9 protein-coding genes are annotated in these 11,694 nt (G+C 53.9%); 1 reads left to right on the forward strand and 8 read right to left on the reverse strand.

Annotated features, from left to right (window positions below; all coding sequences use genetic code 11):
• Positions 1-335: 335 nt before the first annotated feature.
• Positions 336-1,898 carry a choice-of-anchor L domain-containing protein gene (locus ABJL60_RS07555; RefSeq protein WP_348373737.1) on the forward strand — a complete coding sequence of 521 codons (1,563 nt, stop codon included), beginning with the start codon at positions 336-338 and terminating at the stop codon, positions 1,896-1,898.
• A gap of 1 nt (position 1,899) precedes the next feature.
• On the opposite strand, the gene ABJL60_RS07560 is transcribed toward ABJL60_RS07555, so the two are convergent.
• The 8 genes from ABJL60_RS07560 to queA form a co-directional block, all read right to left on the reverse strand.
• Complete coding sequence (locus ABJL60_RS07560; RefSeq protein WP_348286846.1) at positions 1,900-2,160, reverse strand: hypothetical protein; 261 nt, start codon at positions 2,158-2,160, stop codon at positions 1,900-1,902.
• Between the two features lie 143 nt (positions 2,161-2,303).
• Positions 2,304-5,174, reverse strand: a complete 2,871-nt coding sequence (uvrA, locus tag ABJL60_RS07565; RefSeq protein ID WP_348373738.1) for an excinuclease ABC subunit UvrA — start codon at positions 5,172-5,174, stop codon at positions 2,304-2,306.
• Positions 5,175-5,255: 81 nt separating this feature from the next.
• Positions 5,256-6,407 (reverse strand): MFS transporter, encoded by a 1,152-nt coding sequence (locus ABJL60_RS07570; protein ID WP_348373739.1) that lies wholly within the window; start codon positions 6,405-6,407, stop codon positions 5,256-5,258.
• The gene (locus ABJL60_RS07575; RefSeq protein ID WP_348286851.1) at positions 6,404-6,964 is read right to left on the reverse strand and encodes a methyltransferase domain-containing protein; all 561 of its coding nucleotides are present in this window, start codon (positions 6,962-6,964) and stop codon (positions 6,404-6,406) included. The genes ABJL60_RS07570 and ABJL60_RS07575 overlap by 4 nt, the downstream gene beginning before the upstream one ends.
• 36 nt (positions 6,965-7,000) lie before the next feature.
• Positions 7,001-8,395: a dihydrolipoyl dehydrogenase gene (lpdA, locus tag ABJL60_RS07580; protein ID WP_348373918.1), complete on the reverse strand. Its 1,395-nt coding sequence runs from the start codon at positions 8,393-8,395 to the stop codon at positions 7,001-7,003.
• Between the two features lie 148 nt (positions 8,396-8,543).
• A complete protein-coding gene (locus ABJL60_RS07585) occupies positions 8,544-9,128 on the reverse strand; it encodes a DUF924 family protein (RefSeq protein WP_348373740.1) in 585 nt (194 codons plus the stop codon).
• Between the two features lie 90 nt (positions 9,129-9,218).
• Positions 9,219-10,487: an MFS transporter gene (locus tag ABJL60_RS07590; protein WP_348373741.1), complete on the reverse strand. Its 1,269-nt coding sequence runs from the start codon at positions 10,485-10,487 to the stop codon at positions 9,219-9,221.
• A gap of 126 nt (positions 10,488-10,613) precedes the next feature.
• Positions 10,614-11,675 carry a tRNA preQ1(34) S-adenosylmethionine ribosyltransferase-isomerase QueA gene (gene queA / locus ABJL60_RS07595; RefSeq protein ID WP_348373919.1) on the reverse strand — a complete coding sequence of 354 codons (1,062 nt, stop codon included), beginning with the start codon at positions 11,673-11,675 and terminating at the stop codon, positions 10,614-10,616.
• Positions 11,676-11,694: the final 19 nt, after the last annotated feature.

The following is an 11,694-nucleotide window of genomic DNA, read 5'->3' on the forward strand; positions in this document are numbered from 1 at the left end:
TCTCTGCCAGCTACAAATGACAATGGACAGGGTGCGCAAATAGGGCAAACCCGTGGCGCCACTGAATAAACCTCTGAATATCTATCAAGGTCTGCCTGCAAAAACATGCTGGCAGACCTTTTGTTTTAGCGCTTGGATCACGCCGCCGTGGTTTTACACGATTAATTCCAATACCTAGACAATTTTCCAAAAATTACCCCATTTGTCGCCCAATCCGGTCTAATTCATCCTTCATATCTTGGACTTGGCGCATCCAGCATTGCGCTCAAAATGACGAGATAACGATGCCTACAGCAACAGAGCTCCCGATTAACGCCTCCGCGACAGCGGATGACATGGCGACAGAAATTTTCGGAAACGGAGTGACAGTCAACTCCGCGACCTACACAGGCGATCCCAATTCCTCTGGCACCTATTCAAACGGGGATGCTGTATCGGCCGAAGCGACCCCCGGCGACACCGGTGTGATCCTGTCAACCGGGAATGTTGCCGATTTTACAAACTCTGACGGCACCACAAACACAAACCAGAACACAGGCACGTCAACGAACACAGCTGGCGTGGACAATGACGCGGATTTCAACTCCATTGCTCCAACGAATACGTTTGACGCGTCATTTCTAGAGGTGAACTTCACCCCGGATGGCGACACAATCACCATCGATTTTGTGTTAAGCTCCGAAGAATACCCGGAATATGCAAATTCCCAGTTCAACGATGTTGTCGGCGTTTGGGTCAATGGCGTTGAAGCCACTGTCAGCATCGGCAGCGGCGCGGCCTCTGTTGGCAACATCAATGGCGGCACCACCCAGAACCTGTACAACGACAACACAGGTGACCAGTTCAACACGGAAATGGACGGATTTACCGTTACATTGACCTTTGTGGCGCCCGTAAACCCCGGCGTGCCCAACACGCTGAAAATCGGCGTCGCGGATGTGGCGGACAACCAGTTCGACACCAACCTTCTGATCGCTGGCGGTTCGGTCCAATCGACGATCGTCGCAGACGACGATTCCGTTTCCTTGGGCAACAACGACACAAAAATTGTGGACGTGCTGGCAAACGACAGCTCCACAGCTGGCACGTTGTCAATCACGCATATCAACGGCACGGCTGTGGTTGCAGGCGACACCGTGACCCTTGCCACAGGCCAGCAGATCACGCTGAATGCGGATGGCACCTTTACTGTGGTCGGCGACAGCGATGCGGAAACCGTCTACTTCAACTACACAATCGAGGATTCCAACGGAAACACGGACAGCGGTCTGGTCGAAATCGAACAAGTGCCCTGCTTTGTGTCTGGTACGTGGATCACGACAGAATTCGGACCGCAACGGATCGAAGACATCACAGCGGGTACGCGCGTTATGACCCGTGACGACGGTTTGCAACCGGTGCTCTGGATAGGCCAACGCCGTGTGCAAGCCACCGGGACCTTCCGCCCCATCCGTTTTGCCGCTGGCTCTTTCGGGGCCGACAGCCCGCTGCTGTTGTCGCCACAACACCGCATATTGATCGAAGGCTGCTGGGCAGAATTGCTGTTTGGTGAGGATGAAGTATTGGTCAAAGCCAAAGATCTGGTCAACGACTGCACGGTCCAGATCGTGCGTGATATGGATCAGGTCTGTTACCACCACATGCTGTTTGCCCATCACCAGATCATCGAAGCAAACGGTGTCGCCTGTGAAAGTTACCTGCCTGGCCCCATGACCATGAAAGGCTTTGACTGCGGAACAAAAAATGAAATTTACAATTTATTTCCAGAACTTGAGACGAATTTCTTAAGTTATGGTTCATCGGCCAGACCCATGATCACATCACGTGAATCTCGCGGTCTACGCCAAATGATGCCGCAAGCAATCGCGCCCGCGGCACAGCTCAGGCTGGCCGCCTGATCTATTTACCGACGGTGATCAGGATCAGCACCACAAACATCGAAGGCACTGCCATAAGCACAGGAATGATGAACGCGGCGTAGCCCCAAGTCAAAACCGCAAGCAGCCATAAAGTAAAGACGGTAAACAAGAAGTAATAGATGTTGTCTTTGTCGCCATAGGCGACCTCATGCAGCATGCGCCCGAGGATGGGAATGCCAAACACGAACCGCTTCAGAAAGCCGGAAACCGTGCCTTTGGGAATATCAACGAACGCAGTCATCTCGTGTGCTCCTTGTCTGTACATGAACAGATAGGAAGTCAGGAAACTTAAACCATGCGACAAACTGTATAAAATCGCTCGGGCTTTCAGTAAATGCGCAGAGTAGCATTCCAGCCCTGCGCATCCTGCCTGCCGCGACACCACTATTCGGCGGCGACGCGTTTCGGGTTCAACATATCTTTCAGGTAATACCCAGTGTGGCTTTCCGCGACACTTGCCACGTGTTCTGGTGTGCCAACAGCCACGACCGTTCCACCGCCATCGCCGCCTTCCGGACCGATGTCGATGATATGGTCGGCGGTTTTAACAACGTCCAGATTGTGTTCAATCACAATGACAGAATTGCCCTGATCCACCAACTCATGCAGCACCTCAAGCAACTTGCGCACATCTTCAAAGTGCAAGCCGGTTGTTGGTTCGTCCAGAATGTACAACGTGCGCCCGGTCGAGCGTTTTGCCAATTCTTTCGACAACTTCACCCGTTGTGCTTCACCGCCCGATAGGGTCGTCGCCTGCTGTCCGACTTTGATGTAGCCCAACCCCACCCGCATCAGGGCGTCCATCTTTTCACGAATGCTGGGCACCGCCGTAAAGAACGTTTGGGCATCTTCCACTGTCATATCCAGCACATCTGCAATGGATTTGCCTTTGAATTTAATCTCGAGCGTTTCGCGATTGTACCGTGCCCCTTTGCAGGTTTCACATTCCACATAAACATCCGGCAAAAAGTGCATTTCGATTTTGATGACACCGTCGCCTTGGCACGCTTCGCACCGACCACCTTTCACATTGAATGAAAAACGACCCGGTTTATAACCACGCGCCTTGGATTCCGGCAGTCCAGCAAACCAATCACGGATTGGCGTAAAGGCGCCGGTGTAGGTGGCGGGGTTTGATCGTGGCGTACGTCCGATGGGGCGTTGGTCAATGTCGATCACCTTATCGAGCAGTTCCAGCCCTTTGATGGTCTCACAGGGCGCTGGCGTTTGTCGTGCGCCGTTCAATTGCATCGATGCTGTCTTGAACAAGGTTTCGATGGTCAAAGTCGACTTACCGCCCCCGGACACGCCCGTGACACAGACAAACTGGCCCAGCGGAAACTCGACCGTGATGTCTTGCAGGTTGTTGCCTGATGCTTTGACGACTTTGACCGACTTTTTCTTGCCCTTGCGCCGTTCCGCCGGAACAGGGATTTCGCGCACACCCGTCAGATATTGGCCGGTGATCGACTTCTTGTTGGCTGCAATCTTTTTGGGCGTGCCGTGCGCGACGACTTCACCGCCATGCACCCCGGCGCCCGGACCGATGTCAAAAACATAGTCGGCTTCGCGGATGGCTTCCTCGTCATGTTCGACCACAATCACCGTATTGCCCTGATCACGCAGGTTCTTCAACGTACCCAGCAAGCGGTCGTTGTCGCGTTGGTGCAACCCGATAGAAGGTTCATCGAGCACGTATAAAACCCCAGTCAGGCCAGAGCCGATTTGACTGGCAAGGCGGATACGTTGGCTTTCGCCGCCACTTAAGGTGCCGCTTGAACGTGATAACGTAAGATATTCTAATCCCACATTATTTAGAAATCCGAGACGCTCACGAATTTCTTTAAGAATAGCCTTTGCGATTTCGTTTTTCTGCACGCTTAGGGAATGCGGAACGCTTTCGCACCACTCATATGCTTCGCGGATCGACATGTTCACAACTTGCCCCGCATGCATCAAAGCATCTTGCGGACCGATCTTCACAGCCAATGCTTCTGCACGCAGGCGGTAACCTTCACATGTGCCGCAAGAGCGGTTGTTTTGATAGCGTTCAAATTCTTCGCGGATCCAGTTGCTGTCGGTTTCGCGGTAGCGGCGTTCCATGTTGGGGATCACCCCTTCGAAGACGCGGGTCACCTGATAGACGCGCCCCCCTTCGTCGTAGCGGAACGGGATTTCTTCATCGCCTGAGCCGTGCAAAAACACCTGCTTCACATGGGCAGGCAGGTCTTTCCATTTACTTTTGGCATCAAATTCATAGTACTTTGCGATCGCTTCAATGGTCTGCAAGAAATACGGGCTTTTGCCTTTGCGCCATGGGGCCAAAGCACCATCATACACCTTCAGATTTTGGTCCGGCACAACAAGGCGTTCGTCGAAAAACAACTCCATCCCCAAGCCGTCACAATCGGGACACGCCCCGAAGGGCGCGTTGAACGAAAACAGGCGCGGTTCGATTTCGGGGATCGTGAAACCGCTGACAGGGCAGGCAAATTTCTCGGAAAAGGTGGTGCGGTCGGGATCGCCTTCGGTCGGGGCGGTCTCGAGGATCGCAATGCCATCCGCCAGATCAAGCGCTGTGCGCAGGCTATCCGCCAAACGCGTCTCAAGCCCCTCGCGCACAACGATACGGTCTACAACCACGTCGATGTCGTGGCGGAATTTCTTGTCCAGCGTTGGCGGCTCATCCAATTCATAAAATGCGCCGTCCACTTTCACACGTTGAAAGCCTTGTTTGCGCAGTTCGATAAATTCCTTGCGGTATTCGCCTTTACGGTCGCGGATGATCGGCGCCAGCAGATAGGCGCGTGTGCCCTCTTCCATCGTCATCACTCGGTCCACCATGTCTTGCACCTGTTGTGCTTCGATGGGCTTGCCCGTAGCCGGGGAATACGGCGTACCGACACGCGCAAACAGCAAGCGCATGTAGTCGTAAATTTCTGTCACCGTGCCCACAGTGGATCGCGGATTTTTTGATGTCGTTTTCTGTTCGATCGAAATGGCTGGCGACAAACCAGCGATGTGATCGACGTCAGGTTTCTGCATCATATCAAGGAATTGGCGGGCATAAGCGCTTAGGCTTTCGACATAACGCCGCTGCCCTTCCGCGTAGATGGTATCAAACGCCAATGATGATTTACCAGACCCCGAAAGCCCGGTGATCACAACCAGCTTATCGCGCGGGATATCCACATCGATTGATTTCAGATTGTGTTCACGCGCGCCGCGAACTTCGATGTTCTTTAACTCAGCCATGATATGCCCCCGAGGTGTTACGTCACACATAGTGGGCTGCGCGGGATTCTCCAATGAAAAAAAGAGAACATAGGCGGAACATTAAGTGTTGCGTAACCGCGCCAGCACCAAATGTGTACAAAGTCCCAAGGCCAACGCGGTGCCGACAAAAATTGGCAAAGCGGCATATCCCAACCACAACAAGCCCGCCACGATGACCGGTGTGCCCAATGCGTTTCCCAGATTGCCCATCTGCGCCATAGCACCGTTAGCCTGCGCCTGTGTCGCGGCACTATCGTTTAGCTGCGGTACAGCCGCAAAGCTTGCGCCCTGAATGAGCCCCAGCGTAGCGGCTAACGCCAGACACGCCCACGCATGGCCCGGAGACACCCAAAGCCAGCCCATCACCGCCAAGCTGCTGCCAAAACCCAGGACAACCACGTCGACCGCAGACATTGAGCGCAACAGATACACGCCCAAAGTCATTGAACTGACGATAGACGCCAGCGGCATCGCCCCCATAACAATCGCCCGGTATTCGGGGGCCAGAAACGGCGGCATCACGGTTAACACCGATACAAAACAAAAGGTGTAAAACAACCAGCCCATCCCCGCAGCCGCAACACGGGGTGACCGGTAAATAGCGACGTGATCTTTTATGAGTTGGCGCAGCGAAAACCGCGTGATTGGGGTGTTTTCAGGCAAAAATTGTAGTGAGAACGTCAAAATCACGGCTAAAACAGCCATATACAAGCCATGCGCCCAAAACAGGCTTGTAACCCCGTAGGCTGCAACCATGGGCAAACCGCCCCACGTCAGCACAGCAAATGCGACACCAAAGAACGTCCCCCACAAGGTTAACGTAAATCCGCGATGCTGCGGCGCGGACAGCTGCGCGATCAATGTGGGTGCTGCCACAACAAGGCCCAAATGGGACAGCCCCTCTATGGCACGCAGCGTCAAAAATCCCCAAAGCGGCAAGCCAAGGCCCTGCAGCGCAGAGATCCCTGCCCCCAACCAAAGCGCCCAGATCAACGCGCGTTTGTAGCGCAGACGTGCCACCAAAAACCCGGCTGCAACGCCAAAGATGATCCCGACCAAACCAACAAGGGACACAGCCCACCCCAACCACGCGCCAGCGTCAGGGTAGAGATCCGGCAATTGGTCAAAAATCACGCTGACCTTGGCGTATTGCGCTGCAGCCCCCAACCCCGCGCCCCACAACAAAAACACACGCCCAAAAGATGTGGTCATGTTTTTTGGGCCAACGCCCAGGCGCAAATCGGCATTTCGGGATCGTTTTCAAGACTGTCTACGTCTTTGCGATACGCGGGCGGCCAGAGATCTTCCATGTTACGCCGCGCCGCGTTGCGGTTGCCCCATTGCTTAGCCACGATGGCATCTTCATCAAAACCCGCTTCAATCAACAGGTTTTTCAGGCCGCGTGCAGACCAGCGCGAATTGTCCATCGGGGCTGCATGAAACGGGATATAAAAAGGCACAGCCACCCAGAAATACCCACCTTTGCGCAGCATTTTCAGTACGTTGCGTGTCGCGGCATAGGGACGGTCAAGGTGTTCCCAAACTTGGTTGGCCAAGATCAAATCAAACTTCAAAGGCTTGCCTTGCGCATCCTCGTAGGGCCCTGCGCAGACATCGTATTCGGGGTAACGGTACTGCTTGTAGGATTTGAAGGTGAACATTTCACCCCATTTGCCAGACACTTCAGCCACGTCCAGCAAGTTAGGCTCCAGCCCATTGATCATACGGCGGCTGTTGCGCTGCATTACGACACGGTTCAAGCTGGGCATGGGGCGACCTTCAGATTGCGGACGCCCCGTCGCGGATCACATATGGATCACACGGTCGTAGGCGTCCAAGACACTTTCGTGCATCATTTCAGAAAGGGTCGGATGGGGGAAGACCGTGTTCATCAAGTCTTCTTCCGTAGTCTCAAGTTGGCGTCCTACGACATAGCCTTGGATCAGTTCCGTCACTTCGGCCCCGATCATATGCGCGCCCAACAGTTCGCCTGTTTTCGCATCAAAGATCGTCTTGACCAAGCCTTCAGGTTCCCCCAATGCGATGGCCTTGCCGTTGCCGATGAACGGAAAACGGCCAACTTTGATGTCATACCCAAGTTCTTTTGCCTTGGCTTCGGTGTACCCCACCGATGCCACCTGAGGATGGCAGTATGTGCATCCGGCGATGGTTTCGGGCTTCACGGGATGCGCATGTTTTCCTGCGATCAGGTCCGCCACCATCACACCTTCATGGCTTGCTTTGTGTGCCAGCCAAGGTGCGCCTGCGATGTCACCAATGGCGTAAAGCCCGTCGATGCCGGTTCGGCAGAATTCATCCGTCACAACATGGGTGCGATCCAGTTTTACGCCCAGTTCTTCGAGACCCAAACCTTCTACATTTCCAACAATTCCGACAGCTGAAATGACAGTATCGAAGTCAATCTTTTCAATCTTGCCATCTTTTTCGATATGGGCCGTCACCTTACCTTTGCCACGGTCAAGCTGTTTGACCATGGCTTTTTGCATGATGTTCATGCCCTGCTTTTCGAAGGATTTTTTGGCAAAGGCCGAAATTTCCGCGTCCTCGACCGGCAACACGCGGTCCATCACTTCGACGACTGTCGTGTCTGCACCCAGCGTGTTGTAGAAGCTGGCAAATTCGATACCGATGGCACCGGACCCAATCACCAAAAGTTTCTTCGGCATACGCTTTGGCGTAAGTGCGTGTTTGTAGGTCCAGACCAGATCACCGTCTGCCTCTAGTCCTGGCAGTTCGCGGGCGCGCGCACCTGTCGCCAGCACGATGTTCTTCGCAGTCAGGTCTTCCGAACCTTTGTCGGTTTTCACGCTGACTTTACCTTTGGCAGGTAACGAGGCCGCGCCCATGTAAACGGTAACTTTATTCTTTTTCATCAGGTGCCCGATGCCACCCGACAACTGCCCTGCCACTTTGCGCGATCTTTTCACCACGGCATCAAGGTCGTATCCGATGCCGTCCGCCTTCAGGCCAAATTCCTTGGCGCGGTGCATCAAGTGGAACACTTCTGACGATCGCAACATCGCTTTGGTCGGGATGCAGCCCCAGTTCAGACAAATGCCGCCCAAATGCTCGCGTTCCACAATGGCGACTTTCATACCCAGCTGCGCACCGCGGATCGCAGCGACATAGCCGCCCGGTCCTGCGCCAATCACGATAAGATCATAAGAAGTCGCCATAATATTGCCCTCAGCTTGCAGGTATCTCAAAAAGTAGTTTACCATTAAACTAATTTTTGAAAACACACAATCCAAAGTCCCGCGACATAAACGCCGCAGGATGCATCATGTTTCGCGCCTACTGTCTTTGTCCAAACGGACAGGTATCGGTTTAAGCCGCTTTGGCCGACTGTAGCTGACGCAGGGTGCAGCCGTACCCGCCACTGGCCAAATAGGCATCTTCCTGCGACGTGGAACTGCGCCCAAGAGCGGCGTTCCTGTAAGGGAAGCGACCAAACTGGCGGATGACATCCCGGTGCGCACGCGCATGGATCAAATTGTCCTCGCGTCCGATCGGCATGCGTTCACAGATCAAACGCACGCAGCGGTCCTGATCACACAGGTTTTCGGAATGCATCAAAGGCAAATAGAAAAATTGCCGGGCGGGTTCGTCGATTTTCATGTCCCAGCCCTTGGCGATTGCAGATTTCGCAGCAGCCAACGCAAGCCTGTCACTGGAAAACGCGCGGCCTGTGCCACGGAACATGTTGCGTGACAACTGATCCGTTAGCAAAATGTAGGCCAATACGCCGCTGGGATAGGTCAGCCACAGCGAAAATCGCCCTTCAGATGCCCCTTCCCATGTGGTCAGAAACGTGTCGCGGATCTGTTGATCCAACATCTCGTCGTCTTTGTACCAGTCCTTTGGTTGCAAATCATCCAACCAAAACTTTAACACGTCCTCAGGACCAACCATGGTTTTACTCCCGTTTCCACAGCGCAGTTTCATCTATGTTACCCCGTTGAGATAGGGAGGCGACTCACGATTTGCGACATCTCCGTCACATTATGATGCGGTTTGGTCGTTTTCTTCCTCAAGTTCCGTTTCAATGGCGTATTCCTGCGCAATTTCAACCGCAACAGCCGTCATGGCAGTTTGGGCCATAGGAACGTAACTGCTTGTTTCTTCGACAGGAACTGTGGGGCGCTGCGTTGTGCGATACCCTGTGTAGATCACCAAGGCCACGAACAAGATCGCTGTGAACAAAAAGAACCCCGACGGCCCCATTTCACGCATCATCCAGCCCGTGATAATGGGACCAAAAATTGCCCCCAGCCCGTTCACAAAAACCAGTCCCCCTGACGCTGCGGCCATGTCGTCGTGATCCAGGAAGTCGTTTGTGTGTGCCAAAAGCAACGAATAAAGTGGGTTGGACATTCCGCCCATCAAAAAGGCGGACACCAGCAGCATGTTGAAATCTTCGCCATAGATCATACCGACAATAGCGCCAAACAGGCCACCAATCGCCACAAACAGAACCAAGACCCGCCGGTCCACCCGATCTGACATCCACCCGATGGGGTATTGCAGGATCATCGCGCCGATAAAGAACGTCGCAACAAAGGTCGAAATCTGCGCCACGCTCAGACCCGCTTCGGCGCCATAGACCGAAGACATCCCGAATTGCGCTGCAAAGATGCCGCCCAGCAGAAACATCCCCACAAATCCCAATGGCGATACTTTGGCCAACTCACGCAAGCTCATGGGTTTTGTCGTGTCAAACGCGGGTGTCGGACTGATCGACAGCAAAATCGGCGTCACGGCGATGCTGACCAAAATCGACGGAATGACAAACAGAACATAGCCCGACGGGTCCGCTGTTACCATCAAGACCTGTGCCAGAACGATCCCGGCTGTTTGCACAATCATATAAAGCGACAAAGCCTGTCCGCGGTTTTCGTTGCTGGCCGCATCGTTCAACCAGCTTTCCGCCGTCACATACACCGCCGAAAAGCAAAATCCGATCAAGACCCGGCCCAAAGTCCAAACCCAAACTTCTGTGTAGGTCGGATACAAGATCATCACAGCCGAAATCAACGACGCCAAAGCCGCAAAAACCCGTACGTGACCCACACGGCGGATCATACCTGTGGCCATGCGCGATCCGCCCAGAAACCCCATAAAATACGCAGACATCACAATAGACATCTGAAGCGTATCAAAGCCTTCTATTTCACCCCGAATGCCCAATAATGTGCCTTGCATACCGTTGCCGATCATCAGCAAACCAATGCCAAACAGCAACGCCCACGCGCTGGAAAGAACTTGAACCATGACAATCTCCGATTGATGTTGCCCCGCTGTGACACGAAGCGAAGCGCCCTGTCAGCACTGTCTGCGACGCGGGCGAGGTCGTATTTGATTTAAAATAATTGTCGGATGCGAAAAGACGCAAAAAGATCAATCTGTGGGCGGTTTGGGAAACAGCAAAGACGAATCCCCATACGAGAAAAAGCGATATCCGTCCGATATGGCATGCGCGTAAATATTTCGTATCGCATCCTGCCCCATCAAGGCAGATACAAGCATCATCAGTGTCGATTTTGGCAGATGGAAGTTGGTCATCAACCCGTCGGCCACACGAAAGGTGAAGCCTGGATAAATGAAGATGTCGGTGTTGCCCTCAAAGGCGCGTAGACGGCCGCTTTGCGCCGCCGTTTCGATCAGTCGCAACGCCGTCGTCCCGACAGGGATCACCCGCCCGCCTGCCGCTTTGGTGGCTTCGATCTCATGCACTGCCGCAGCCTCAACACATCCCCATTCCGCGTGCATTTTATGGGTCAGTATATCGTCGACTTTCACCGGCAAAAATGTGCCCGCCCCCACATGCAACGTCACGTAGCTGAAGGTCACGCCCATATCGCGCAGCTTTTGCAGCAATGCATCGTCAAAATGCAGCGACGCGGTTGGTGCTGCCACTGCACCGGAATGTTTTGCAAAAACAGTTTGGTAGTCGGTGTGATCTTGTGCATCTGCTGGTCGTTTGGCCGCAATATAGGGCGGCAGTGGCATGGCGCCAGCCTGTGAAAGGGCCGTGTCGAAATCATCCCCAAGCAAATTGAACCGCAGATGTCCCTGCCCGTCTTCGGTGCCTTCAAAAACCGCAGTCAAAACATCGGAAAACCGGATTGTTTCGCCAATTTTGACCTTTTTCAAGGGCTTCAACAACGCCGACCATGCCCCATCGGGACGCGGTTCCAGCAAGGTGACTTCGATACGGGCCTCGGTGGCTCCTTGTGCCGATTGTCGCGCCCGCGTGCCAGACAACCGCGCCGGAATAACCCGCGTGTTGTTCAAAACCAGCCGATCGCCGGGTCGCAACCACGATGTCAAATCACTGACTGTGCTGTCGGTGATCTGATCGGCCTGCGCCACCAGCAGACGCGCGGAAGTGCGCGGCACCGCAGGGCGGGTCGCAATCAATGCATCGGGCAGGTCAAAATCGAAATCACTCAGTTTCATAAGCGCCATTTAGGCACTT

The organism is Ascidiaceihabitans sp. (genome assembly GCF_039986515.1).
Taxonomy (GTDB): domain Bacteria; phylum Pseudomonadota; class Alphaproteobacteria; order Rhodobacterales; family Rhodobacteraceae; genus Ascidiaceihabitans.

What these genes read in the sequence shown, in the direction of transcription:
- ABJL60_RS07555 (WP_348373737.1), top strand. Translation starts at nt 336, where the DNA reads ATGGCGACAGAAATTTTCGGAAACGGAGTGACAGTCAACTCCGCGACC.
- ABJL60_RS07560 (WP_348286846.1), bottom strand. Translation starts at nt 2,160, where the DNA reads ATGACTGCGTTCGTTGATATTCCCAAAGGCACGGTTTCCGGCTTTCTG.
- uvrA (WP_348373738.1), bottom strand. Translation starts at nt 5,174, where the DNA reads ATGGCTGAGTTAAAGAACATCGAAGTTCGCGGCGCGCGTGAACACAAT.
- ABJL60_RS07570 (WP_348373739.1), bottom strand. Translation starts at nt 6,407, where the DNA reads ATGACCACATCTTTTGGGCGTGTGTTTTTGTTGTGGGGCGCGGGGTTG.
- ABJL60_RS07575 (WP_348286851.1), bottom strand. Translation starts at nt 6,964, where the DNA reads ATGCCCAGCTTGAACCGTGTCGTAATGCAGCGCAACAGCCGCCGTATG.
- ABJL60_RS07585 (WP_348373740.1), bottom strand. Translation starts at nt 9,128, where the DNA reads ATGGTTGGTCCTGAGGACGTGTTAAAGTTTTGGTTGGATGATTTGCAA.
- ABJL60_RS07590 (WP_348373741.1), bottom strand. Translation starts at nt 10,487, where the DNA reads ATGGTTCAAGTTCTTTCCAGCGCGTGGGCGTTGCTGTTTGGCATTGGT.
- queA (WP_348373919.1), bottom strand. Translation starts at nt 11,675, where the DNA reads ATGAAACTGAGTGATTTCGATTTTGACCTGCCCGATGCATTGATTGCG.